The sequence below is a fragment of the Pseudonocardia kujensis genome (assembly GCF_021283305.1).
In the GTDB taxonomy this organism is placed as follows: Bacteria; Actinomycetota; Actinomycetes; order Mycobacteriales; family Pseudonocardiaceae; genus Pseudonocardia; species Pseudonocardia kujensis.
Genome location: NZ_JAJSOK010000017.1, coordinates 100,869 through 126,112 on the forward strand (window position 1 = coordinate 100,869; position 25,244 = coordinate 126,112).

At 68.3% G+C, this 25,244-nt stretch carries 24 protein-coding genes; 16 read left to right on the forward strand and 8 right to left on the reverse strand.

Going from position 1 to position 25,244, the window contains the following annotated elements:
- Positions 1-213: 213 nt before the first annotated feature.
- The 3 genes from LWC35_RS14740 to LWC35_RS14750 all read right to left on the reverse strand — a co-directional run bounded on the left by LWC35_RS14740 (position 214) and on the right by LWC35_RS14750 (position 4,173).
- Entirely contained in the window at positions 214-648 is a 435-nt protein-coding gene (locus tag LWC35_RS14740) for a hypothetical protein (protein ID WP_232870682.1), read from the reverse strand.
- A gap of 19 nt (positions 649-667) precedes the next feature.
- Entirely contained in the window at positions 668-2,272 is a 1,605-nt protein-coding gene (locus LWC35_RS14745) for a GMC family oxidoreductase (RefSeq protein WP_232870683.1), read from the reverse strand.
- Between the two features lie 803 nt (positions 2,273-3,075).
- On the reverse strand, positions 3,076-4,173 hold the full coding sequence (locus LWC35_RS14750; RefSeq protein WP_232870684.1) for a LacI family DNA-binding transcriptional regulator: 1,098 nt from the start codon (positions 4,171-4,173) through the stop codon (positions 3,076-3,078).
- A 200-nt stretch (positions 4,174-4,373) separates the two neighbouring features.
- Here LWC35_RS14750 and LWC35_RS14755 point away from each other — a divergent pair, with 200 nt between their 5' ends.
- The 9 genes from LWC35_RS14755 (at position 4,374) to LWC35_RS14795 (ending at position 12,117) form a co-directional block, all read left to right on the forward strand.
- Positions 4,374-5,564, forward strand: a complete 1,191-nt coding sequence (locus LWC35_RS14755; protein ID WP_232870685.1) for a Gfo/Idh/MocA family protein — start codon at positions 4,374-4,376, stop codon at positions 5,562-5,564.
- Positions 5,561-6,721 carry a dihydrodipicolinate synthase family protein gene (locus LWC35_RS14760; protein ID WP_232870686.1) on the forward strand — a complete coding sequence of 387 codons (1,161 nt, stop codon included), beginning with the start codon at positions 5,561-5,563 and terminating at the stop codon, positions 6,719-6,721. The genes LWC35_RS14755 and LWC35_RS14760 overlap by 4 nt, the downstream gene beginning before the upstream one ends.
- Entirely contained in the window at positions 6,718-7,572 is an 855-nt protein-coding gene (locus LWC35_RS14765) for a sugar phosphate isomerase/epimerase family protein (RefSeq protein WP_232870687.1), read from the forward strand. The genes LWC35_RS14760 and LWC35_RS14765 overlap by 4 nt, the downstream gene beginning before the upstream one ends.
- Complete coding sequence (locus LWC35_RS14770) at positions 7,569-8,729, forward strand: glycerate kinase (protein WP_232870688.1); 1,161 nt, start codon at positions 7,569-7,571, stop codon at positions 8,727-8,729. Before LWC35_RS14765 ends, LWC35_RS14770 begins: the two co-directional genes overlap by 4 nt.
- Positions 8,730-8,869: 140 nt before the next feature.
- Positions 8,870-10,246, forward strand: coding sequence for an aldehyde dehydrogenase AldH (gene aldh, locus LWC35_RS14775; protein ID WP_269804151.1), 1,377 nt, complete (start codon positions 8,870-8,872; stop codon positions 10,244-10,246).
- 60 nt (positions 10,247-10,306) lie between these two features.
- Entirely contained in the window at positions 10,307-10,618 is a 312-nt protein-coding gene (locus LWC35_RS14780; RefSeq protein ID WP_232870690.1) for a hypothetical protein, read from the forward strand.
- Positions 10,615-11,643, forward strand: coding sequence for an EamA family transporter (locus tag LWC35_RS14785; protein ID WP_232870691.1), 1,029 nt, complete (start codon positions 10,615-10,617; stop codon positions 11,641-11,643). Before LWC35_RS14780 ends, LWC35_RS14785 begins: the two co-directional genes overlap by 4 nt.
- Before the next feature lie 33 nt (positions 11,644-11,676).
- The gene (locus tag LWC35_RS14790) at positions 11,677-11,961 is read left to right on the forward strand and encodes a hypothetical protein (protein ID WP_232870692.1); all 285 of its coding nucleotides are present in this window, start codon (positions 11,677-11,679) and stop codon (positions 11,959-11,961) included.
- Between the two features lie 3 nt (positions 11,962-11,964).
- Positions 11,965-12,117: a hypothetical protein gene (locus tag LWC35_RS14795; RefSeq protein WP_232870693.1), complete on the forward strand. Its 153-nt coding sequence runs from the start codon at positions 11,965-11,967 to the stop codon at positions 12,115-12,117.
- 551 nt (positions 12,118-12,668) lie between these two features.
- On the opposite strand, the gene LWC35_RS14800 is transcribed toward LWC35_RS14795, so the two are convergent.
- From LWC35_RS14800 to LWC35_RS14810, 3 genes are all read right to left on the reverse strand, one after another.
- Positions 12,669-13,562, reverse strand: coding sequence for an IS982 family transposase (locus tag LWC35_RS14800; protein ID WP_232870694.1), 894 nt, complete (start codon positions 13,560-13,562; stop codon positions 12,669-12,671).
- A 62-nt stretch (positions 13,563-13,624) separates the two neighbouring features.
- Positions 13,625-14,221: a DNA glycosylase AlkZ-like family protein gene (locus LWC35_RS14805; RefSeq protein ID WP_372463048.1), complete on the reverse strand. Its 597-nt coding sequence runs from the start codon at positions 14,219-14,221 to the stop codon at positions 13,625-13,627.
- A gap of 13 nt (positions 14,222-14,234) precedes the next feature.
- Positions 14,235-14,804: a DinB family protein gene (locus LWC35_RS14810; protein WP_232870695.1), complete on the reverse strand. Its 570-nt coding sequence runs from the start codon at positions 14,802-14,804 to the stop codon at positions 14,235-14,237.
- 83 nt (positions 14,805-14,887) lie between these two features.
- On the opposite strand from LWC35_RS14810, the gene LWC35_RS14815 reads away from it, so the two are divergent.
- Both LWC35_RS14815 and LWC35_RS14820 read left to right on the forward strand, forming a co-directional pair.
- A complete protein-coding gene (locus tag LWC35_RS14815; protein ID WP_232870696.1) occupies positions 14,888-15,856 on the forward strand; it encodes a helix-turn-helix transcriptional regulator in 969 nt (322 codons plus the stop codon).
- Between the two features lie 852 nt (positions 15,857-16,708).
- Positions 16,709-17,068, forward strand: coding sequence for a hypothetical protein (locus LWC35_RS14820; RefSeq protein WP_232870697.1), 360 nt, complete (start codon positions 16,709-16,711; stop codon positions 17,066-17,068).
- Between the two features lie 944 nt (positions 17,069-18,012).
- Here LWC35_RS14820 and LWC35_RS14825 read toward each other — a convergent pair.
- The gene (locus tag LWC35_RS14825; protein ID WP_232870698.1) at positions 18,013-19,365 is read right to left on the reverse strand and encodes an MFS transporter; all 1,353 of its coding nucleotides are present in this window, start codon (positions 19,363-19,365) and stop codon (positions 18,013-18,015) included.
- 206 nt (positions 19,366-19,571) lie between these two features.
- A complete protein-coding gene (locus LWC35_RS14830; protein WP_269804152.1) occupies positions 19,572-20,534 on the reverse strand; it encodes an amidohydrolase family protein in 963 nt (320 codons plus the stop codon).
- Between the two features lie 44 nt (positions 20,535-20,578).
- Here LWC35_RS14830 and LWC35_RS14835 point away from each other — a divergent pair, with 44 nt between their 5' ends.
- The 5 genes from LWC35_RS14835 to LWC35_RS14855 all read left to right on the forward strand — a co-directional run.
- A complete protein-coding gene (locus LWC35_RS14835) occupies positions 20,579-21,118 on the forward strand; it encodes a hypothetical protein (RefSeq protein ID WP_232870700.1) in 540 nt (179 codons plus the stop codon).
- Positions 21,119-21,251: 133 nt separating this feature from the next.
- Positions 21,252-22,124, forward strand: a complete 873-nt coding sequence (locus LWC35_RS14840; RefSeq protein WP_232870701.1) for an AraC family transcriptional regulator — start codon at positions 21,252-21,254, stop codon at positions 22,122-22,124.
- 456 nt (positions 22,125-22,580) lie between these two features.
- A complete protein-coding gene (ahpC, locus tag LWC35_RS14845) occupies positions 22,581-23,144 on the forward strand; it encodes an alkyl hydroperoxide reductase subunit C (protein ID WP_232870702.1) in 564 nt (187 codons plus the stop codon).
- Positions 23,144-24,697, forward strand: coding sequence for an alkyl hydroperoxide reductase subunit F (gene ahpF / locus LWC35_RS14850; protein WP_232870703.1), 1,554 nt, complete (start codon positions 23,144-23,146; stop codon positions 24,695-24,697). Before ahpC ends, ahpF begins: the two co-directional genes overlap by 1 nt.
- A gap of 120 nt (positions 24,698-24,817) precedes the next feature.
- Positions 24,818-25,244, forward strand: a 427-nt coding sequence (locus LWC35_RS14855) for a transposase family protein (protein WP_232870704.1), incomplete at its 3' end; no start/stop codon positions are given.

Here is a 25,244-nt window from a genome sequence, read left to right on the forward strand (position 1 = left end):
AAGATGGTTGCTGCCAGGGATGCTATCCCTGCCTCTTTTGGAGCATGAGTGCCCGCCAATACGCTCCGGCGGTGCCGGCAAGTCTGGCTGCCCATTCTTGTCCTCTACACGATCGCCGGGCCTTCGTCGCCATCAGTTGCCGACCCGTCTTTAGTCCCGCCGACTCATAGCTGAGAATGTATACTCTTCTCCCCCTCCGCAAATAGCGGTAGATCATGCCGGGCGATAGATCGAGCCTCGCTCAATTACACGTAAGAGCATCTCCTCATCGATGTCGTCTGCGATCTGAACCGTCCGCGGCTGCTGACCTGAATAACCCAGTAGATCGCGAACTTCAGGATTCGAATAATAGCTGCCGGCAACAATCAGAAGCACCGCCTGATATCCAGACCCATCCAGCTCCTTCAGTTTCTCTAGAGCCTCGCTCGGAGGTAAAGTACTCGTGCTCAACCACGCGCGAAGCAGGCCTCGTACGAGATCCGGGCGTGCTCGCAGAGCAACGTCGAGTTGTCCGGCGCGTACGCCCGCCTCGCTCGCCGCGGGCATCGTCGCAGAAGCTGGGATTAGCTTGTCAGCAACCCTGCCCAGCCAGTCGCGACAACTACCCGGAATGTCCAGCGTCTCCGATTGAGTTAACGAGAAGCTCATGGCCGCTCCGCTCTTACGCTCAGGCAACGGTCTGCTGATTACGACGATTCGCGATGAGCTGTTCGGTGGAGCGCAAAGCCAAGGCGGTAATTGTGCTGGTCGGATTCACCCCACCCGATGTGACAAACACGCTCCCGTCTACGATGTAGAGATTCGGGATGTCGTGGCATCTTCCGTACTGGTTGACAACGGACGTCTGCGGATCATCTCCCATTCGCGCCGTTCCTAACAGATGCCATCCAGAGTAGGGCATCAACGATTCAGTGGCGACGTCGTAGGCTCCGGCAGCCTGCAGCGACTCGACCGCTCGCGCAATGTGAAAGTCGAGTAGGCGACGCGAATTTTCGCTCACCGAGTAGGTGATCTTCGGCGCGGGGATACCTGATGAATCTGTGAGAGCGGCGTCGAGCATGACGCGGTTCGTTTCATCCGGCAGGTCTTCTCCGAAAATTCCCCAGCTGATGGTCCTTCCGAGGTGTCTTCGCACGTGATCATGGTGCGCGTCGCCCCAAACCTCGTCGCCGGCACGGGTAGGCAGGGCCGCGTTCAGCGGTCCCCCGGTCGGCGCGAGGCTCCACTTTGCGCCCCGTACAAAGCCTCGAGAAGTATCGGTCTCATAGAACTCGTATGAGGTGATCTTAGCGCCTACGTGGCCACGCCAACTCTCGAGATCGTCGTCGAAGTATCCGGTGACGTTCGCGAAGGGATGCACCATAAGCCGTCGCCCCACTAAACCGCTGGAGTTAGCGAGTCCATCCGGGTAGCGCGATGACGCTGAGTTGAGCAGGATCCGGGGGGTGCCGACTGCGTTCGCCGCCAGCATCACTACACCGGCGCGAACAATGTGCCAAGACCCGTCTGAGCGCACAAACTCGGCTCCCGACACAAGTCCGTTGTCCGACATCAGGAGGCGCGACACTCGCGCCCCGGTCAGAAGGCGGACCCCGCCGGCGATCGCTGCAGGCCAATGAGTCAGGTCAGTCGAGGCTTTGGCGCCCTCCGGGCAACCCTGCATGCACGCGCCAAACTGCACGCATGGGCGGCGTCCCCGGTGCGGCGCCGACAGGACAGCTTGTGCGGCTGGCCACCAGTGCCAGCCCAGTTTGTCGTGGGCCTCCGCCATCCGAGCGCCGATCTTGCCTATCGGAAGTGGTGGAAGGGGGGGCTCGGCGCCATCTGGGTAGGCAGGATCGCCTCCAACGCCTGACACTCCGAACGCGACATCCGTGCGCTCGTAGAAAGGCTGCAGGTCCCTATAGCGTAGTGGCCAGTCATCCGCAACCCCGTCGAGCGAGCGAACCCGGAAGTCTGATGGCAGCAGCCGTGGCCAGTCACCTGCGTACATGATCATGCTGCCGCCGACACCTGCATACATCAGCGGCACTACGGCCGAGTCGGTGTCGTTAATCGGGTAGTCAGACGGATCTCTGCGGACATTCGGGCTGCCCGACCACTGCTTGCGCGCCTCAAGCTCGTAAGTCCCGCGCTGCGCCGGGTAGTCAGCTCGGTCCGGCCAATCACCTTGCTCGAGACAGAGTACGTCGAACCCGGCCTCCGCCAGCGCACCCGCAGCAACTCCGCCGGACGCCCCGGCACCGATGATCAGTACGTCAGCCTGCTCCATTGCAATCCCTTCGCGCCACGTCGGCAGTGGGAAGCGCTTTCCAAGCTAGCTTAAGGCCTTCCGCTGCCCCCGGCAAGGGTGGGGTCCCGGTTCCTGCTCGGGCGGCCCTGCAGGCGACCGACTGACCTCTGGACAGCAACATCCCGCTGAAGGTCCTGACCGGAAGCTGGTCTGACTGAAGTCCTCGGGGCTTCGACTCCAGCAAGCTACCAGTTCCGTTGATGTTCCCTGGTGAATCGACAACGCAGCGTCGACCGTCGACCACGGAAAGCGTTTACCTTAGCGAGTCCTGTTCGCTGAGGGCGCGGCTGCTTCTTCAACGGCCCCCACCAGGACCCACGTCCCAATGGCTCTGCTCAGCTGTCGGTGACCGGCGTAGACCTCAGTGGCGTCCACCAAGGTGGTGTGCGACCGGCCCGGTGCTGGGCAGCCCCGAGCTCCACCGACACGATCCCGGCGCTCAGTGCCTGACAGAACAAGAAGATCACGTGTCAGCCGTCACACACCACGCCAGCGGACTTGACCTAGACCTCCGCTCGATGTGGGGCTGCCAAGGCTCCGGCCGACAGTGGTCTCGAAGCGGGAGAGGTGGCGAAGTTCCGGTTAGATTCACGCGGGAAGCGGCACAGTGTCGTGCGTTCCGAAGCGCGGGACGTCCTTGGGGCTCATTCGGTCCAACGCCAGCGGTCTTGCTCATGATCTTCGCCGCGTTGATCTGTGGATAGTTTAGGGATTGGGGCCCGAGCCAGCGCCCTCGTAGCCGGGGTCTTCATCGCCCTGAGATGAAGAGAATCCGCTGTCGTCTACCTGAAGTCACTCACCGTGCTTTGGCTTCGGTGGGTACTGTCGCGGACGAGTACCTCACCGGGAATGCGTAGGCGTCGAATTGTTCCCGGGTTCTCGTCCAGGGCAAGTTCGACTGCGTTCGTACCCATGCCAGTCATGGGAAGGCGAACCGTGGTCATGGCTGGCACGACGTCACGTAGTGAGCTGATGTCATCGAACCCGGCTAGGCCTACGTCGTCCGGCACAGTCAGTCCGGCTTCCCGCAGGGCGGCGAGCGCCCCTAGAGCCATGACGTCGTTGACGGCGAACAGGCAGTCGACCGGCATCCGACCGGAGTTGCGTTCGAGCAGCGCTCGGGTGCCGGCGTAGCCGCCGTCGCGAGTGAAGTCACACGCGATCACGTCTTCGGGGGCGGGATCGACGTCGTGTTCGGCCAATGTGAAGCAAAAGCCCTCGACCCGGTCGCGCGCGGTGAGGACGCCTGATGGTCCTGCCAGGAGAGCGAACCGGCGGTGCCCGTCGCGGTAGAGCGCGTCGGCGAGTGCGGCCGAACTGAGCCGGTTCTCTACTACGACGCTGCTGACCCCGAGCGCGTCCTGGCCGATGCATGCCGCTCGACCACCCCCGCGGATGTACTTCTGCAGGATGGCCCGCATAGGATCGAGCAGGGCGGGGTCGTCCAGGCGTGACCCGGCCAGCACCACACACTGCGCCCGTTGCTGGCGGAGCAACTCGACGTAGCGCAGTTCCGCCTGGGGATCACGCTGGGTGCTGGCCACCGTGACCAGCATTCCCCTCGCCTCGGCGGCGTCGATGACCCCGGCCGCGATACTTGAGAAGTACGGGTCGGCGATGTCGTGCACCACCAGCCCCAACGTCGCGGTATTGCCCCGGGCCATGGCCTGTGCCTGTGCGTTGGGCGAATAGTCGAGTTGTGTTGCCGCAGCAAGCACCCGTGCCCGCAGGGCCTCACCCACCTGACGGGTGCTGCCGTTCAGCACTCGCGACGCTGTGGCCAGGGAGACGCCGGCCCGTTCGGCGACGTCCGCGAGGGTCGCAGCACCACCGATGCCCAAGCCCGGCTCAGTCGAGTGCGGTCGCCGTCGAGAGCTCACCGGGGAATGCTAACGCTTTCCCCGGGAACGCGGCACGAGCGGCCATCACGGGCAGCTTGACGGAGCGGGCGGCCACGGCTAGCGTGGAAAGCGCTTACCGACGCTGGGCAGGCTTGCCGGGAGCGGCGTCCACGGCCTGCGGATCTGCGACTCCGCAGCTGATCCGAGCGTTCGATCCATCGAGGTATCCAGGGGGCTTTGTGACTCAGCGAAGCATCGGCATCATCATGAATGGCGCGACCGGGCGGATGGGGTATCGCCAGCATCTCGTGCGCTCGGTTCTTGCGCTGCGCGATGAGGGCGGGGTGGCCCTGCGCAGTGGCGAGCGGGTGCAGGTGCGGCCGCTCCTGGTTGGACGAGACGGATCGAAGCTCGCCGAGCTGGCTCGCCGGCACGATGTGGCGGACTGGACCACTGACCTCGATGCTGCACTCGGTGATCCTCAGTGGGAAATTTATGCGGATTTCCTGGTCACCAAGGCGCGAGTGGCCGCGCTGCGGCGGGCCATCGCGGCGGGAAAGGCCGTGTACACGGAGAAGCCGACTGCTGAAACCGTGGACGAGGCCGTCGAGCTGGCGGCACTGGCGCGGGACGCAGGGGTCCGCAACGGCGTGGTGCACGACAAGTTGTATTTGCCGGGCTTCCGTAAGCTCGCCCGACTGATCGACTCCGGATTCTTCGGTCGAATCCTGTCGGTGCGGGGAGAGTTCGGCTACTGGGTCTTCGAGGGTGACCGACAGCCGGCGCAGCGGCCGAGTTGGAACTATCGCGCCGAGGACGGTGGCGGGATCGTCGTCGACATGTTCCCGCACTGGAACTACCTGCTGGAGAACCTCTTCGGCACAGTCCGGTCGGTGTACGCGCGGGCTGTGACACATATCGCAACGCGGGTGGACGAGACCGGTACGCCCTACCAGGCCACTGCCGACGACGCCGCGTACGCGGTGTTCGAGCTGGACGGCGGGGTGGTCGCCCAGCTGAACTCCAGCTGGGCCGTGCGGGTGGACCGTCAGGAACTCGTCGAGTTCCAGGTTGACGGCACCCACGGCAGCGCGGTCGCCGGCTTGTTCGGTTGTCGTATCCAGCCTCGTGACGTCACGCCCCGGCCGGTGTGGAACCCCGATCTCGCCGAGACTCACGACTTCGCGGCCGACTGGAGCGAGGTCCCGGACAACGAGGTGTTCCAGAACGGGTTCAAGGCCCAGTGGGAGGAGTTCATCCGGCACGTCGTCGACGGTGATCCGCACCCCTACGACCTGCTCGCGGGCGCTCGCGGCGTACGGCTGGCCGAGGCCGGGCTGCACAGCTCGGCGAGCGGGGCGAGGATCGAGCTGCCGGCGCTCGACCTCCCTCCGGTGATGTCCGTGGCCAGCGGGGGAGCGACGGCGTGAGGACCGTCGCCTTGGTCGACCCCGACGGACACACCACCGACCATGAGCTTGCCGACCCGCCCGCTCTGTACCCTCCCGGCCGCTCTCCGCGTTCACGGATCGCCTACGCCGCAGCACACGTCATCCCCCGCGCGACCGGGGACAACGTTCCGGGCGCACCTGCGGACGTCGACTGGGACTCGACCCTCGCCTTCCGACACCACCTCTGGTCCTGGGGGCTCGGGGTCGCGGACGCTATGGACACGGCCCAGCGCAACATGGGTCTGGATGCGGGCGCCACCCGGGAGCTGATCACCCGCACTGCGGCTGAGGCCTCCTCGGTCGGAGGTGCACTCGTCGTCGGGGTCAACACCGATCATCTTGCGACCGAGACGGCGACACTGTCCGAGATCGCTGATGCCTATGTGGAGCAGCTGCAGTTTGCGGAGGATCACGGCGCCGGAGTGGTTCTCATGGCGAGCCGTCATCTCGCCCGCGCCGCGAGTTCTGCGGCCGAATACGAGTGGGTGTATCGCCAGGTCCTGGACCGAGCGGGTGCGCCGGTCGTGCTGCACTGGCTCGGCGAGGCGTTCGATCCACAACTCGCCGGGTACTTCGGTGCCGATCCCGCGGCCACCGTACTACGGATCATGAACGACAACCTGGGCCGCGTACGCGGCATCAAGGTTAGCCTGCTCGATGCGGGTCGTGAGGTCGACCTGCGGGCAAGACTTCCTCACGAAATCACGATGTTCACCGGAGACGACTACCACTACGTCAGCCTGATTGAGGGGGACGGGCAGCAACATTCGGATGCGCTGCTCGGTGCCTTTGCGGCCATCGCCCCGTTGGCCTCCGCTGCCCTGCAGGCGTTGGACGAGGGTGACGTACCGGGTTATCGCCGCATTCTCGGCCCCACCGAGGCGCTCTCGCAGCAGATCTTCGCCGCGCCGACATCCTTCTACAAGACCGGCGTCGCGTTCATGTCCTGGCTCAACGGACACCAACCGGCCTTCGCGATGGTCGGGGGTCTGCACGCCGCGCGGAGTCTGCCGCACCTGTCCCGCATCGTGCGACTCGCCGACGCGGCCGGAGCACTGACCGATCCGGCGTTGGCCGCTCAGCGCTGGAACGCGCTGCTCGCTGTGCACGGACTTGGCGATCGGGTCCTGGCATGACCGCGGCACATCCGCGTCTGTCACTGAATCAGGCGACGATCCGCCACGCCGACCTCGCCACTGCGCTCCAGGTCACAGAAGGCGCCGGCATCGGGGCGATCGGGTTGTGGCGCGAGCCGGTCGCCGCTGTGGGGCTGTCGAAGGCCGCCGCCCTCATGGCTGGTTCCGGTCTGCGTTTGTCCAGCCTGTGCCGCGGTGGGTTCGTCACCGGCCGCGAGAACAGGGCAGCCCTCGACGAGAACAAGCGGGCCATCGACGAGACCGCCGTCCTGGCTGCCGCAGGCGCCCCCGGCTCGGCACCTGTGCTGGTCCTCGTCGCCGGAGGCCTCCCTGACGGCGACCGCGATCTGATCGGCGCGCGTTCCAGGGTGCGGGAGGCCGTCGGGGCCCTGGTCGACCACGCCGCAGGGGCCGGCGTGGTCCTGGCGATCGAACCGATGCACCCGATGTACGTCGCGGATCGCGGGGTCATATCCACACTCGGACAAGCGCTCGACATGGCCGAGCAGTTCCCGGCCGAGTCCGTCGGCGTGGTCATCGACACCTTCCACGTCTGGTGGGACCCGGCCCTGAACGAACAGATCGCGCGGGCCGGGTGTGGCGGACGGATCGCCTCCTACCAGGTCGGCGACTGGATCACGCCCCTGCCTCCCGATGCGCTGCTGGCCCGCGGCATGCCCGGCGAGGGACATGTCGACCTGCAGTCGATCACAGAATCCGTCCAGAAGGCCGGGTACCGGGGCGACGTCGAGGTGGAGATCTTCAACGAAGCTGTATGGCAAGCCGACCCCACCTGGGTTGCCGAGCAGACGGCGGAGCTCTTCGACCGGAGCACGGGGCTGACGACATGATCGGGGCGGATGGCTCCGGCTCCCTACGCGTACTGATCGCTCCCGACTCGTTCAAGGGTTCGATGTCGGCGATCGACGTGGCACGCCTGGTCGCGGAAGGATGGGCGACGGTCCGCCCCGATGATGCGCTCCTTCCACTTCCTTTGGCTGATGGTGGCGAGGGCACGCTCGACACGGTCGCAGCAGCCGTCCCGGGCGCGCGGCGGGTCGCCGTGACCGTCCCCGGCCCTGACGGCCGGCCCGTAAACACCCACTGGCTGCGGCTCCCCGACGGGACCGGTGTCGTGGAGCTGGCGGGATGTAGCGGACTCACCCTGCTCGACAGACCACGCCCGGCCGATGCGCACACCCGTGGCTTCGGTCGAGCTATCGCCGCGGCGCTGGATGCCGGCGCGACGCGGCTCCTACTCGCCCTCGGTGGGTCTGCGTCCACCGATGGAGGTGCCGGTGTCCTCGTCGAGCTCGGCGCGCGTCTGCTCGATGCCGCGGGCACGCCGATCCCACCGGGGAACCGCGGCCTGGGCCGCCTCCAGACGGTGGATCTGACCGGTATGCGTCCGCTCCCGCCAGGGGGTGCCGTAATCCTCACCGACGTGGCCAACCCCCTGCTCGGACCGGACGGGGCTGCACCGGTGTTCGGCGCGCAGAAGGGCTTGTCGCCTTCCGGGACCGTCATCGCCGAGCACAATCTCCGCCGGCTCGCCCGGTACCTGAACGTCGACGCGATGGCTGCAGGGGCAGGCGCAGCGGGCGGAACGGGGTTCGGCCTCCTGGCCTGGGGAGCCGAGGTCGCTCCCGGAGGTGAGTTCCTGGGGGAGTTGGCAGGGCTCCCGGCGGCAGTCGCGACCGCCGATGTCGTCGTCACCGGGGAGGGAAGGTTCGACGTCCAGTCCTGGTCCGGGAAACTGCCCAGCCACGTCGCTGGGCTTGCCGCCTCGGCAGGTATCCCCACACTGCTCGTCGCCGGCCAAGTATCGGCCTCGACGTCGGGACGGTTCTGCGCTTCCGAGGACTTGTCAGTGCTGGCCGGGGCCCCATGGCGCGCCATCGCGCACCCGTCTCGGTACCTACGGCTGGCCGGAGCGGCGCTGGCACGTCGGATGGCCGTCGCCGGCGCCGAGCCGGTAGGGCTGGGCAGCCCTGCCGGAGATCGTTGACCGATCCTGCGCAGGGACGAGACCCCCGGACCGGCTGCAGTGTCGACTGTGTCGGCTGTGCGCATGGAGGCGTCGTGCCTGATCGTCGACCTCGGTCTCCTGGCTCTCGCCGTTCGGACGCAAATTGAGAAGGGATTGCCATGACCATCGCTACCGTGGATCCGACGACCGGGACGCTCCTTAGGGAGTTCCCCGCGCACAGTGCAGCTGAGGTCGAGGAGCGCGTCGCGGCCGCGGATGCGGCGTTCCACGCGCTGCGGGAGACGACGTTCGCCCAGCGCGCGGAATGGATGCACCGCGCCGCCGATCTGCTCGAGGCCGAAGCCGACCGGGTCGCCGACCTGATCACCACCGAGATGGGAAAGACGTTGGCCTCGGCCCGTGCCGAGACCCTGAAGTCCGCGGCCGGAATGCGGTACTTCGCCGACAACGCCGAGCGCTACCTGCGCCCCGAGCACCCGGTGGAGCCCGCTGCGGTCGGGGCGTCGGCTCTGACCGTCCGGTTCGACCCGCTCGGGGTGATCCTCGCGGTGATGCCGTGGAACTACCCGATCTGGCAGACCGTGCGCTTTGCCGCGCCGGCCCTGATGGCCGGCAACACCGGCCTGCTCAAGCACGCGTCGAACGTCCCGCAGTCCGCGCTCTACCTCGGCGAGCTGTTCGAGCGCGGGGGTTTCCCGACGGGCTGCTTCCCGACCCTGCTGATCGAGGCCCGGGACGTGGCCCCGCTGCTCGCCGACCGGCGGATCCGGGCGGCGACGCTCACCGGGTCGGTCGGCGCGGGTGCGGCGATCGCTGAGGCGGCTGGCCGCAACGTCAAGAAGACCGTCCTCGAACTCGGCGGCACCGACGTGTTCATCGTGCTACCCAGCGCCGACGTGGCTGCCGCGGCCAAGGCAGCCGTCGACTCCCGGGTCGGGAACGCCGGGCAGTCCTGCATTGCCTCCAAGCGCTTCTACATCCACGCCGACATCTACGACGAGTTCACCGCACGGTTCGTCGAAGGCATGGCCGCCACCGTCGCCGGTGACCCTCGCGACGAGAAGACCACCTTCGGGCCCCTGGCCACCGAACGCGGGCGGCGCGACGTCGAGGCCCTGGTCGCCGATGCAGTCGCCAAGGGCGCGACCGTGCTCACCGGCGGCCGAACACCGGCCGGGGAGGGCTACTTCTACCCGGCGACCGTGCTCGCCGACATCACCGCCTCGATGCGGCTGTTCCGCGAGGAGTGCTTCGGCCCGGTCGCCTGCCTGCACCGCATCACCGACCTCGACGACGCCCTCCGGAAGGCCAACGACTCCGACTTCGGACTCGGCTCGAGTGTCTGGACCACCGACCCCGACGAGATCGACCGGCTGACCCGAGAGATCGAGGCCGGCGGCGTGTTCGTCAACGGACTCACCGCCTCGTTCCCGGGGGTCCCCTTCGGCGGGGTGAAGGACTCGGGATACGGCCGCGAGCTCTCCGCACACGGCATCCGCGAATTCGTCAACACCAAGACCATCTGGCAAGCCTGAACCCTGCCCAGCCCAGCCCTCCTTCTGAGAGGGAGCCCGTACGGTGTGAAGGAGTCAACGATGAAACCCGCACCCAAGATCCAGGCGGTCCTGTCGCTCTACCATCTCGGCGAGCGAGGAACCTGGGAGCATCATCTGTTCGGAGCGCTGAGGGCGCATTACGCGCCGGCTGAGCTGTCCGGACTACGCGAAGACCTGGTCGGGCTACGCACGGTCGGTTGGCTCGAGGTGGTCGACCAGCGGATGCATCGCGGACACATACTCCGCCGGTACGCGCTGAAGGCCTCCGCCAGGAAGATGGTCGAGCATCAGCTCGATCTCGGGCGGTACCTCCCCCTCCAGCTCGACGCTCTCGTGGAAGCGGGTGAATGAAGGTGGGTGTTCCCTGCCACGATCAGGCTGCGCTCGCCGAGCGGTCGCGACTCGCGGACGGCAAGAAGACGCGAATGGGAATGATCTACGCGATCCTTGCCGCACCCGCTCTCGGCCTGGCCTTCGGTCTGCTCGGTTCGATCGTCACCAGTCCGCCCTTCGACAGCGCGCCGCCCACCGGTGCGCTCGTCGTCGTCGCCACAATGCAGGTGCCCTTCGGAGTCCTGGCCATCGCACTCTTCCTGCTCATCACGGGCACCTGGCGCGACACCGTGCGTGTTCTCGGGCATCGAGTCAGTTGGTGGAACCTGTTTGTCGCAGTGGGCGGCTTCGTGGGTGACCTGTGCTTCGCCGCCGCCTCCGGACTGATCGGAGGCGCACTCGCGGGCTCCATTGGCGGGCTCGCCGGCGTGGTCGGCGCGATCATCGCCGCGCTGCTCTACCGCGAAAGGATCCTTCGGGCCTCCACACTGATAGGACTGGCCGGGTTGGGCGTCGGCATCTGGCTGGCCGTCTCCGGTGGCGAACTCAGCGCCCCGACCCATGGCGTCTACTTCGCAGTCGGCCTGCTCATCATCGTCGGTGCCGTGCTCACCTGGGGCTTCGAGAGTTTCGCCATCTCGGCGGGTACCGATCTCATGCCGCCGGAGAGCTTCTTGTGGTGGCGCGCCTTCCTCGAGCTGGTCATCGCCGTCGTCCTCCTGCTCGCCCTGTTCCCGGAAGGGCGGCGCATCACGGCCGAGGCCTGGTCGGAGCCGCGGCTCGTCGCGATCGGCTCGGTGATCGGGTTGGGCTGGGCCATTTGGATGATCATGGGCTACTACATCGGGATCGCCTACGCCGGAGCGGTTCGGGGCGGCGTGCTGACGAACACGCTCGCCTTCTTCTTCATCTCGTTCTTCTCCCTGACGGTCTACGGTGCCCCCTTCAACGCCTTCGTCGTCATCGGCTCGGGGATCACGATCGTCGGGACCCTCTTCATCGTCACCGAGCCCAAGGGTCACCTGGCCAACCTGCGGCACTGAACCGTCACATCCTTTCATGCCATCGGAGGACGCATGCGAACAAGCCGAGACTCTGTGCCGGCCCTGGGCCCCAGGGTCGACGACGACGGCCTAATCGAGGACTACCTGCGCTGGACCGCGCGCGCCAAGCTGCGCCGCCTGACCGGACTGATCGCGCTCTGCGCCGTGCTCCTAGCAGTCCTTCTGCTGATCTACGGGCAGGGCTGGTACTCCGGGTCCGGGGGCGGTGGCGCCGGCTGGGTCTTCGTCGGCATCGGCGTATCCGCGGCCGCCATCGCGGCGGTGGTCATCGATATCCTTTACCGCAAGGAGCTGTGACCCATGACGTCTTCGAAGCGTCCTGTGCCCGATGCCGACCCGGCCCTGCCGTTGCTGAACGCTCGGCGGTGGGCATTGGGCTTCCTCGCCTTCGCCGTGGTTCTGGCGGTGATCTTCTCTCAGCTCCTCATCGAGTTCATCGCCCAGGCTCAGTGACCTCGAACCCGAATGCCGGAAGTCGGAAACTGCAGGCGGGGGATTTCCCCGGTGAGAGTCAAGGCTGGGTGCCCCTCAGGCACTCCAGCCTCGACTCCTAGGCTCGCGCGGCCCCTTTCACGGCCGGGTCCGATAGCGTTGGAGACCTTCCGTCTCCCGATACCGCTCCCGCCGAGCAGAGTCCGTGATCGCTCCAGACGCCTGTGCTGCTGCGCTCTTGCTCAACCGGCTGCTACGGACCACGATGGTCTTCACCTGATCCGGCCTCGGGGTGAGCGAATCCGCGACGTGGCCGAGGTTCACGTGCCCGGTGACCAGCAACTCCAGCTCGAGCACCGAGGCCGGCCTTCCGCACAGCCTGCGGCTCATATCCCCTCGTCGCGCAAGGTCCCAGTCAGCGTAATCTGCCCAGCCTGCAGGTCCGAGACCGGCAGGGGCATCTCTTCCACGCCGATCCCGGCCGGACCGCTGCGAGCCCAGCGAGCTCCGCGGGCAGACCCCAAAGCAGTCGGTGAACACCTCGACGCCTAGACGAGTAAGTCCGAACCCGGTCAGTGGTCGTAGGCGATCAAGGACCGGGTGACGGGTTGACCGGTAGCGCGGTTGTGCCAGATCGCGGCGGTCAGCGCGAGCAGGCGTTGCCCGATCCGGGCGCCGACGCCGTCGATGCTGCGCCCGCCGTGCAACTCGAGATCGAGTTGGCCCTTGAGGGTGTCGTTGACCGACTCGATCAGCTGCCGGACCGGTTTGAGCAGGTGCTCGCCCGGGCGCGGGGTGCGGTTGCGGTAGGACGGGCGCAGCAGCGCCACGCCACGCTCGGCCAGGTAGGCGTCGAGCTCGCGGGAGACGTAGCCCTTGTCGGCGATGATCGTCAGCCCCGGTCGACCGGTGGTCAGGACGGGATCGTGGTCGAGCACGGCCATCAGGACCTGGCGTTCGTCGAGCTTCGGGTCGGCCAGCGCCCAACTGACCGGCAGCCCGGCCGGGGTGCAGATCAGGTGCAGGCGCAGCCCCCAGAAGAACCGCGAGTGCGACGGGCAGTAGCTGTAGCCGGCCCACCCGGCGAGGTTCGAGCGCTTGGCCGTCGGGCGGGAGCGGGCGCATTCGACCGGGGTGGAGTCGACGACCCACACCGGGTCGGCCCACAGGTCGGTGTCGGCGGCCAGGGTCCGGATCAGGCGTTTGATCAGCGGCAACGCCGAGCGGAGGCGCTTGTTGTAGCCGGACTGGCCGGGCAGATACGGAAACGCCGCGGGCAGCACCCGGGGCACGAACCGTAGCCAGCGGGCCTCCGAGCGGACCCCGAGCAGGACCTGGGCCACGGCCAGGGTGAGCAGCTCGGCGTCGGAGAGCTTGGGTGGGCGCCCGGTCCGGGTGGACCTGCCCAACAGATCGTCGATCTTGACGTAGAGTGCGGTCAGGAGGGTGTTCAGGTCGGTCGACACAACCGGATCTTGAACACCCTCCTGCCATGTCCACGGCCGCCACGCCGTTAGGACTTACTCGTCTAGCCCCGCGGGATCGTCGGGGCCGGGTCGAGCGCGGCCGTTGCGCCGTTCTCGGCGGCGGCGCTTCGACGCCACACCCCCGCGGGGCGGGAGCTGCACCATCGGGACCAGCCCGGCCGCGGCCGCCTCACCCAGCGGTCGCGCCCCCGCCGCCCCGGCCAGCGCTCGGCCAGCACGCGCCCGAGCTCCGGCATGGTGCGCGGCGTGCCGTGGGCCATCACCTCCGCGGCGGTCGTCGCAACCTCGTCAAGGTCCACCCCGTTGAGGTCGCCCCGGTACACCCCGAGCATCCGCTGCCGGAGCATCGCGTCGTGCCGCGCCCGCCGGGCCAGCGCGTCCTCGGCGGTGACGAGATGGATGGTGCGCCGCATCAACGTGGTCCGGACGACCCGCCGGTCGGTGAGCAGGCCCGACAGCCCCTCCGGGTCGAACGCCCGCAGCCGCGAGCAGAGCCCCGCGAACGGCTCCTGGGGTTCCTGGGCCTGCAGGCCGCACAGGTGCTGGACCGCGTCGAGGACGGGGAGGTCCGCCCGGTGGAGCAGGAGCTGGCGGGCGAGCGTCGCGCGGTTGAGCGCCCGGGCGCCGAGGCGGGTCACGGGCACAGTCTCGTCAGCTCGCGGTGTGGCCGTCGATCGACTCGCGGAGGATGTCCGCGTGCCCGGCGTGCTGGGCGGTCTCGGCGATCAGGTGCATCAGCACCTGGCGCGCGCTGCGCACCCCGCCGGGCTCGTTCCAGGGCGCCTCGGGCAGCGCGTGCGTCGCGGACAGGTCGGGGAGCGCCGCGACGACCTGCTCGCTGCGGGCCGCGACCTGCTCGTAGCGCGCGACGACGCCGGCGAGGGTGTCGCCGGGCAGCATCCGGAACTCGTCCTGATGGTCGATCGCCCACTGCGGGTACTCGCGGGCGGTACCGGCCGCGAAGTCCGCCCAGGTCACACCTTCGGGCAGGTCGTAGGTCATCGCCGACGGACCCTCGACGACGAACCGCATCCACCCCTCCTCGACGGACGCGACGTGCTTGAGCAACCCGCCCAGGCACAGGGCACTGGCGGTGGGGCGCGCGCCGGCCTGCTCGTCGGTCAGGCCGCGGGTGGTCGTGACCAGGGCGGCGCGGGCGGTGGCGAGCTCCGCGAGGAGGGCGGTGCGCTCGGGGTCGAGGGTGAGGGTCTGCTCGGTCACGGTGTGTCCTCTCGGTCGGGTTCACCAAGCCTCTCGACAGAAGAGGTCAGGTACCGGCCTCTTCTCCGGGCATCATCGGGGCCGTGCGTCACACCTCGGCGAGACTGCTGTCGCTGCTCTCCCTCCTGCAGGCCCGCCGGGACTGGCCGGGATCGCTGCTGGCCGAGCGGCTTCAGGTCAGCCCGCGCACCGTGCGTCGAGACGTCGACCGGCTCCGCGAGCTCGGCTACCCGGTCCGGGCGGTCAAGGGGCCCGACGGCGGGTACCGGCTGGCCCCGGGCACCGACCTGCCACCCCTGCTGTTCGACGACGACCAGGCCGTCGCGCTCGCCGTGGCGCTGCAGACCGCGGCCACCTCGGGCGCCGGGATCGGCGAGGCCGCCGCATGCGCGCTGACCACCGTCCGCCAGGTGATGCCCGCGCGGCTGCGGCACCGCATCGACGCCCTGGAGGTCACCGCCGTCGGATCGGCGCCCGCGGTGGACGGTGCCGTGCTGGTGGCGCTCGGCGCGGCCGTGCGCGCCCGTGAGGTGCTTCGGTTCGACTACGGGACGGGCGACGAGCCGCCGCGGCGGGTGGAGCCCCACCACCTCGTCACGCGGGGCGGGCGGTGGTACCTCGTGGCCTGGGACCTCGACCGCGGCGACTGGCGGACCTTCCGCGCCGACCGGATCACCCCGCGCACGCCGACAGGCCCCCGGTTCGTGCCCCGGGAGGTGCCCGGCCGCGACGTCGCGGCCTTCGTGGCCGACCGGTTCCGGGGCTCGACCGGCACCGGCACCTGGCCCTGCCGCGGCGAGGTCGTCCTCGCGCGGCCCGCGGCCGAGGTGGCGCCGTTCGCCGGCGACGGGATCGTCGAGGAGCTCGGCCGGGACCGCTGCCGCCTCGTCCTCGGGGCATGGTCGTGGGTGGGGCTGGCCGCCAGCGTCGGCCGGTTCGACGCCGAGATCGAGGTCGTCGGGCCGGCGGAGCTGCGGGACGCCTTCGCACAGCTCTCCCGCCGCTTCGCCGACGCCGCCCGGTCCTTCCCCCCGCCTCCCGGCCCCTGCTAGCGTCCCCGCCACGGGCGCCGTCCTGCGCCCAACCTCCGGATCCGGTGTCCACGCCACCGGCGCAGCGGGGGCAAAGGGGGCACGGGCCCTCGGGGGGCCGGTCGCACCACGCCTTCTCCGGCGGGGATCGCACGAGCGTGGATCGTGGGTCGCCGCCGCGGAGAGGACGCGAGATGACCGAGCACCGTTCCTTCAAGAGGCTCGTCCGGGCCCGCATGGCGAAGACCGGGGAGAGCTACACCGCCGCCCGCGCGAGACTGCTGGCCGCCCCGGACCCCGGGCCCGCCCCGGTCCTGGTCACCTCCGACGCCGCGATCCGCGAGCGCACCGGTCGCGGCTGGGAGGAGTGGTTCGACCTGCTCGACGCGGAGGGCATGGCCGGGCGCCCGCACCGCGAGATCTCCCGGTTCGTGGCGGACCTGCTCGGCATCGTTCCGATGGTGTGGGCGGCGCAGGCCGTCACCACCAGCTACGAGCGGGCCCGCGGCGGCAAGGTCGTGGGGCAGAAGGACGACGGCTTCACGGTCACGGCCTCCCGCACGCTCGCCGCGCCGGTCGAGGCGGTGTTCGACGCCGTCGTCGCGGAGGAGCGGCGCCGCGCGTGGCTGGGCGCGGAGCTGCGCGAGCGCACCGCCACCCGGCCGCGGCGGGCGCGTTTCGACCACGTCGACGAGCCCGGTGGACGGGTCGCGATCACGATCGACGCCAAGGACCCGGGCCGCTGCGTGGGTCGCCGTCGCGCACTCCCGGCTGCCCGACGCCGCCGCGGCGGAGAAGGCCAAGGCCTGGTGGCGGGACCGGTTGGACGCTCTGAAGGAGGATCTGGAGCGCCAGCGCGGGTAGCACTCCGCAGTGCGCACCGCCGTCCCGAGCTCCGTCCTGCTGTGGAACGCCGACGAGCTGCACCACCCGCCCGCCGCGCCGTGCTGCCTGCGGTCCACCCGCGCCGGGGAGCGGGCGGCGGTCTACCGGACCGGGCCCGGCGGGGGTGTCGTCGCGCTCGTCGACTTCACCGCCGACGCCGAGCCCCGCGCGGACGGCGGCTGGCACGCCGGCGTCGTTGTGCGCCCGGTCGCGCAGCCGCTGCCGCGGGCGGCGCTGCTCGCCGACGACCTCCTCGCCCCAGTCTTCCGCCACCTCCGCAGCCGGCGCCGGCTGCCGGAGGCGGCGGGGGAGCGACTCATGGCCCTGCTGGACCCGGGCCCGCACTGACCCGGTCGAGCACCTCGAGCACGTGCTCGTAGGGCCGCCGGTCGCCTGGGTCATCCCGACCTCGCAGGTCCGGTTGCAGGAGGCGTGGGCGTCGAACGTCCGGCCGGCGAGCTCGGCGGCCTGCGGCGCGGTCGCGGCGGCGGTCAGCTCCGGGTGGAGCAGCCCGCGGTCGCCGGCGAACCCGCAGCAGCCCCAGGTCGCGGGGACCGTGACCGAGCGGGCGACGGCCGCGGCCACCGTGCGCAGCGGGCCGTCGAGCCCCATCCGCACCGCCGAGCGTGCTGCCCACGCCGGCGGGCGGCCCGGCCGCCTTGCTGGTCCTCGACCGGCGCGGCGTCGTCGCCGCCGACCTGGCCCCCGGATGGGTCCTCGGCCCCTCCCGTCCGGTGCGCACGCACCGGACGAGCATCATCTCGCCCTCTCGGCGACCTTCCTCGAGGCGGTGGGCCGCGTCGGCAGGCCGCCTAGCGCATCGAGCACGACTACCGCGAAACGCGCGCTGGTGCTGTGCGTACCGCGGCGATGACCGGTGACCGCATGCACCGACACCCGCGCGCGGCCGTCCGGGCCTCGGCTCGTCGACCAGCCCGTCCAAGCGTCGCTCGACGAACCGGTTCAGCCAGGGCGTCAACCCTGGTCGCGCTTTGCCTGCGGGAACGGCGCTGGCCACACCTGAACGGGATCCGGCCCACAAGGCGGCCGCGATCCTGGGCAACCCGACGACGTCTCGACCGCGCAGACCGGACGCTCCGCCGAAGACCCGCCCTGTCAGCCCGGAGCTGGGGCCGGATCGCGATCTCCTCGCCGCATTTTTGCGCGCTGTGCGGGGTCGGGCTCGGTCAGCGACCAGCAGCTCTTCCGCAGCGGGTCAGGCTGCATCGCGAAGCAGTACACCCGACCGAGGCGCAGGGCCTTGACCCCGCGCGAAGTGCCCGCCTACGCCCCTACTGGGAGGTCGGGCCACCCGTCTCCTCGAGGGATCGCGCCTTCGTCTCGACGCCCCAGCGCGCCATCGCGACCAGGCCGACGATCAGGACAACGGCGAACATCACGAAGACGGCGCCCAGGCCGAGGCCGCCGGCGAGTAGGGCACCGACCACGGTAGGCGCGATCACACTAGCCAAGCGGTTCATTGAACTGCCGACCGACGTGCCCCATCCCCTGATACGCGTCGGGTAAAGCTCCGGGATGTAGAGGAACAGCCCAGCGGCGGGAACGTAGCAACCCATCGCGATCAACAGGCCGGCCGCGAAAAGCGTAGGCCAGCCCGTCAGGCCCCCCTGAACCAGGCCCACACCGAGTAGGGCGCCTCCTGCGGCGACCACATATCCTGCCAGCAGCAGCGGACGACGCCCGATCCGATCGACGGAGATGGCGAAAAGGTAGACGACAACTAGCTGGGCGGCGGCGATGGCAAGCGTCAGGTACAGAGCCTCGCTGATCTTCAACCCTCCGATGGAAACGTAGAGGGAGGGTAGCCACACCGAGTAGCCGTAAGTGACGAAGTAAGTGGTGAACCACAGGACGCCGTTGAGGATCGTTCGCGTTCGATACGTAGGACTGAAGATTTCGGTCAGCCTAGTCGGCTTGCCCGGCTCGGGCTCGATCCGCTCCTCGGGGGCCGGTAGCTCCTTGTTCTCCTTCATGGCGGCTTCTTCAAACTCGACGACGATCTCCTCGGCCCGCCCCACATGTCCCTTCGACATCAGCCAGCGCGCAGACTCGGGTAGGACGTGCCGGCCAAGGAGGACGATCAGAAGCGGCAGAACGCCGAGCGCGAAAAGCACACGCCAGGCGAGAGCCGGCTCGACGACGGCGAACACAGCCAGGCCGGCCAACGGCGCGGCGAACACCCCCCATGCAAAGATCGCCTGGTACAGCATCACCGCGCGGCCGCGACGAAGGGCGGGCGCATACTCGCTGATCAGGATCGCGGCGACTGGCGTCTCTGCGCCGAGTCCCAGGCCCTGCAGCAATCGGGCGACGGTCAACGCCTCGATGCTCCAGGCAAGGGCACAGCCCACGCTCAGGATGCTGAACGCGGTGATCGCGAAGAGGAACGCTCGGCGACGGCCGTAACGATCTGCGAACGGCCCAATCAGGACGGCACCGAGGAACTGGCCAAGATAGCCGGCGCTGATGAGGAGACCCGTACCGACGAGACCTTGGCCCAGACTGGCGGAGATGGCCGTCAAGGCGACTCCGAGAACCAGGGAGTCGAACGCGTCGAAGAACGTCCCGGCGGCGACTACGGCCGCAACCCGCCGATGGCGGGACGTCATCGGGATTCGGTCCATCCGAGCCGCCAGTGTGACGGCCGAGACGTGTGATGCCGCTCCCTCGGAAGCGCTCTGATCAGCTGGAGACATTCGCTGTTCTCCTCATTGAGAGTGCCAGTGTGGTAGAGAATGCCAGTGTCGAGGACTTGCCCTGAGATCGAAGCCGCTCCGCCGCTACAAGGGCGCGGGTTGATTGAGCGAAAGACGGAGACGCAAACCCTCCGCTAGATTGCGAAGAGCCTCTCTGCATTGCCGTGAGCGATTCGATGCCGATCTGCCGAACTCACGGGAAGCTCGTCCAGGAAGTGTCGTGCCTCCGCCATCGTCGTGTAGGGGTAGTCAGCCGAGAAGAGAATGCGATCGACCCCCACTTGGAGCAGGAGATTCAGGAAGCTTGACGTGAAGTTGAAGCCGGCGAACGTATAGTGAACGTTCTCCTGGAAATAGGCAGAGATTCGACGCTCAAGGTTCGTGTCGGCGAAGCTGTCGTAAACCTGCTCAATTCGTGGCAGCATGAACGGCAACGCCTCACCGAGGTGCCCGATCATCACCTGCAGATCGGGAAAGCGATCGAAGACCCCGGCCAACACCATCCTCAGTAGATGGTTGCCGGTTTCCATGTGCCAGCCCCATGCGCCCGCCGCCAGTACGAGCCCTACCTGCTCGGAGAAATTCCCGGAATAGCTTGCGTCGATCACCTCCTGGGGTGGCATGGTCGGGTGCAGGTAGATCGGGACCCGCAGCTCCTCGGCCTTCGCCAGGATCGGCCAGAAGAATTCGTCGTCCAGGTAACGGCCACGTACGTGCCCGTTGATCATCGCGCCGAGGAACCCGAGGTCGTTGACGGCTCGTGAGAGTTCGCTTACGGCCGCCTCGGGATCTGCAGTCGGAAGACACGCGAAACCTCTCAGGCGCGTCGGGTGTGCTGCCACTGCGGTCGCAAGACCGTCGTTGACCAGATGTGCCCAGTCAGGCGCCTCGGAAGCTGACAGCTGCTCGAGTCCGGGCGAGGTGAGCGAGAGGACCTGGACGTCGATGCCGGCAGCGTCCATCGCAGCGACCCTGCCGTCGCCCAAGTCGCACAGCGCATCCACGGTGGGGCGGCCCCACGCCGTGCTGAGATGACTCCCGGGTCCGCGGACGTAGTCCGGGGTGGCGAAGTGCTCCTCCAGTGTGATTGTTCGCATCGGTGTTGTCCCATCGACGTTGTAGGGGCGGAGGGGAGTGCACCGTGGTCCGTCGAGGCGGCGGCGCGGCGCTCGCCATGTGCCGGACGTGCATTGCACAGGAAACCCTGGATCGAGGGTCGGACGCGACAGTTCTGGCCTTCGACGAGCTCTCCGGCTCCGCTTCAGCGGTGGCGAAATACTGCGACATTCTTGCTGCTCTGGCCACCATCGCCCTCCTGGGAACCAGCGTCGGATCGGGCACCACGGGCCTGTCGGTCGATCAGCAACTCGCGACTGCCAGAGACGGGCTGCGTCCAACCCAGAGTCTCTGCAAGCGCTTTCCCAGTAGTATGTCCAGAGTAGGTGTGGTCGTCAACCAGTACTCTTCAGCACCACTTAGGACCGTCGGCAAGCGCTTGCACAGCCGCCCGCGTAGTAGAGAGTCGCACCTGCCGCGCCACGAGAGCGACACTTCCGCCATAGCGGGGCCGGCGGGCCACAAGCCCTTCCTGTGCCCGGCCACGATGGCGATGGACCTGTGGGCGAGTGGAAGTGGGAGCCTGCCGACGCTTGACCGGGTCGTGACGAGCGAGGTGTCGTAACGAGCTCAGGAAGGCGTCCGGGTGGCCCGGGAGTCGCGAGCGAGCCCGTCACGAGCAATGTGCTGTTGTTCAGAAGTTCATGAGAGCGGAAGTCATGGGTGGAGGGGATGTGGGCAGCTCTCGGAGGGTCCCGATGTTCGACGCTGTGCGGGGCAGCGCGCAGCAGCCACCGGTAGCCATCCACGCCCTGGACCATGCACATCCGCGCGTGGAGGTGGGCGTCCATGTCCACCGGTACCTGGAGATCGTCTACTTCCGTCGCGGTGCCGGGCGGCATCGCGTCGGCGGCCAGGACTGGGTGATCGAGCCCGGGGACCTGTTCGTGATCCCACCGGCGCAACCGCACGATCTCCGGCAGATGAAGGAGAGCGAGGGCTGGGCCGTCGAGTTCTCGCTGGGTGCACTCACCGCTACTTCGGAGCTGAGGGTGCCACTGGAGCTATGGTGGTCCAACCCGTTGCTGAGTGCATTCCTGGGCGCCGACCAGCAGTCGACGAGCCAACGAATCCACACCCCGCGCAACCGTCGTCCTGTCCTCGAACAGCTCCTCACGGAGCTGCAGCGCGAGCTCGCGCGCCGGGAGGTGGGGTATCGCAGTGCGAGTACCGCGCACCTGGTCGTCCTCCTCGTGACGATCGCACGGCTCGCCGCCGACCTGCCTCACCGGTATCGCCGCGAGGACGATCCACTCCTGGCCGCCTGCTTCGAGTCGATCGAGAGGCAGTTCCGGGGGCCGCTCTCGGTCAGCGGTCTCGCAGAGGCCCTGGCAGTCTCGCCGGGTCACCTCACGACCATCGTGCGCAGGCGTACGGGGCGCACGCTCCTGGACTGGATCACCGACCGTCGCATGGCCGAGGCCCGTCGGTTGCTCGTCACGTCGGACCTCCCGATCGAGGCCGTCGCGCGCAAGGTCGGGTATGACGACGCGGCGTACTTCAACCGACGCTTCCGCCAGTTGCACGGTCGTCCCCCCGGAGCCTGGCGGCGCGAGGCACAGTCGCCCTGAACGCGGATCGGCCTCGGCAGGCGATCGGCTCTCGGCCTGCTGCTCCCCGGTCGAGAGGCGGTTCTGCTGACCCCGGGCGGCTCTCTCCTCACGGGGTACAGCCGCCGCGACGTACCCCGCGTGGTCGAGCTCGCGCGGGATCGCTCAAATGAGAATCATCCAACTTCTGCGTCGCATCGTCCAGTCGCCGCGAACAACGCACTCATAGCGTGAGGTCATGGCCGAAGCGCGAACATCGACGACGATCCGGGTGCTCCGGTGCTGCAGGTCGTGGCTCCCGGCAGCGCAGCTGTGATCAACGGGTGTGCCCGGTTGCTTCGCGTTTCCCTGACCCCATGCAGCACCTCTGCGGCGGCGGCTCGCCAGGCGATAAGTCCAACCCAAGGAGCGGACAGCGACCTCCACCGCCGCCAGCTTCCCCTGCTCGACCCCGCATCGAAGGAATCGACCAGTCACATGTCTTTGATCAACTCCAGGGTTAAGCCGTTCACGGTGAACGCCTTCCAGCAGGGCAGGTTCATTGAGATCACGGACGAGGACCTGGTGGGCCACTGGAGCGTCATCGTCTTCTACCCCGGCGACTTCACGTTTGTTTGTCCGACCGAGCTCGAGGACCTCGCAGACCACTACGAGACGTTCCAGGCGCTCGGTGTGGAGGTCTACGGCGCCTCGACCGACAGCCATTTCGCGCACAAGGCTTGGCACGAGACCTCCGCAGCGGCCGGCAAGGTGCAGTTCCCGCTGCTGGCCGACATGACCCACCAGCTCTCCCGCGACTTCGACGTCCTCGTCGAGGCGGACGGGCAGGCCTTGCGCGGCACATTCGTCATCGACCCCGAGGGCAGGATCCGCACCGTCGAGCTGCACGACGCCGGCATCGGCCGCGACGCCGTGGAGCTCCTACGCAAGGTCAAGGCCGCCCAGTACATCACCGCACACCCGGGCGAGGTGTGCCCCGCCAAGTGGGACGAGGGCGCCGACACGCTGGCCCCATCGCTGGACCTCGTCGGAAAGATCTGATGCTCGACGCGAATCTGACAGCAAAGCTGACCACCTACCTGCAGCGACTGCGCGAACCGGTCGAACTGGTCGCCACCCTCGACGAAGGCCCTACCTCGGAGCGGACGCGGGGCCTCCTGGAGGACATCGCAGCGGTGAGTGACAAGCTCACCGTGCGCGAAGTGCACGGGCCGAACCTGCGCACTCCGTCATTCCTCGTCACCACTCCCGGCGAGGACAGCGGCGTGCGCTTCGCCGGAGTCCCGCTCGGACACGAGTTCACCTCGCTGGTCCTGGCCCTGCTGCACGTGGGCGGACACCCCGCCAAGGAGGACAGCGCGCTTCTCGAGCGGGTGCGGACCCTGCCCGGGCCACTGCATTTCGAGACGTACTTCTCGCTGACCTGCCGAAACTGTCCCGCGGTGGTCCAAGCGCTGAACCTGATGAGCGTGCTCAACCCGGCTGTCACCCACACGGCGATCGAAGGCGGCGCGTTCGCCTCCGAGGTTGCTGATCGCGAGGTCTTGAGCGTGCCCACCGTCTACCTCAACGGCGAGCTCTTCGGGCGGGGACGCATGGACCTCGCCGAGATCGTCCAGCGCCTCGACGGGGGCGCCTCCGACCAGAACGTCGAGGCCATGAACGACAAGGCCACGTTCGACGTCCTGGTCGTGGGTGGCGGGCCCGCCGGGGCCACCGCGGCGATCTACGCCGCGCGCAAGGGCATCCGCACCGGTCTGGTGGCCGAGCGCGTCGGCGGGCAGGTGCTCGACACCGCCGGAATCGAGAACTTTCCGACGGTGCCGCACACCGAAGGAACGCAGTTCGCCGGGGCGTTGGAACAGCACATCCGGTCGTACGAGATCGACGTCATCCCACGTCGGCGAGCCACAAAGCTCCATCGGAGCATCAGCGAGTCGCCCATCGAGGTGTCCCTCGACAACGGCGCCGTCCTGCGGTCACGGACCGTGATCGTGGCTGCCGGTGCGCGTTGGCGTGACCTCGGAGTTCCCGGCGAGCAGGAGTATCGCAACAAGGGCGTCACCCACTGCCCACACTGCGACGGTCCGCTGTTTACGGACAAGCCGGTCGCGGTCGTCGGCGGCGGCAACTCCGGCGTCGAGGCGGCAATCGATCTGGCCGGCATCACGTCGCGCGTCACGCTGCTGGAGTTCGGGCCTGTCCTGCAGGCCGACGAGGTGCTGCAGCGCAAGCTGCACAGCCTGGACAACGTCACCGTCCTCCACGAGGCGGAGACCACCGAGGTCCTCGGTGACGGGGTCAAAGTCTCCGCGGTGCGCTACACCGACCGGTGCGCCGAAACTTCGCACGAACTGCCGGTGAGCGGTGTGTTCATACAGGTCGGGCTGCTCCCGAACACCGAGTGGGTCAGCCAGGTCGTTGATCTGACCAGCCACGGCGAAATCCTCATCGACGCCTGTGGACGCACCAGTCTCGGTGGCGTATTCGCCGCGGGTGATTGCACATGCACGCCATATAAGCAGATCGTCGCTGCTGCCGGTGACGGGGCGAAGGCAGCGCTGAGCGCCTTTGATCACCTGATCCGTTCGTAGGTGTCAACGGCGGCTGAATCTGGGCTCTGGCACAGATTGCGTGATCTTCGGGCCGGCGCGCCTGCGTCGCGGCACTCCTCGATCGGGTGATCATGCCAGCTGTGCGATCTTGATCAGGCCGTGCTGTTCCCGCAGCTCGTCGGGCTGCAGGTCGACCGGGTGTTCGTGAGCGGGGTGACGCTGCGGATCGAGGTTCAGGCGACGGGTGACGGCGCGCGGTGCCCGGTCTGTGGCGGGGTCTCCAGCCGGGTGCACAGCCGCTACCAGCGGCGACTGTCCGACCTCGCCGTGTCCGGTAGACCGGTGCTGCTGCACGTGAAAGTCCGCAGGTTCGTCTGCATGGCGAGCGCCTGCCCGCGCAAGACCTTCGCCGAGTCGTTCCCGCACCTGACCGGCCGATACAAGCGCAGCACTCACGCGTTACAGACGATGCTGCGGAGCTTGGGGCTCGCCCTCGGCGGACGTCCCGGCGCGCGCCTGTCGGGCGGGTTGGGCGTGCCCACCTCACGGATGACGTTGCTGCGCGCGATCGACGCGCTGGCGGTCC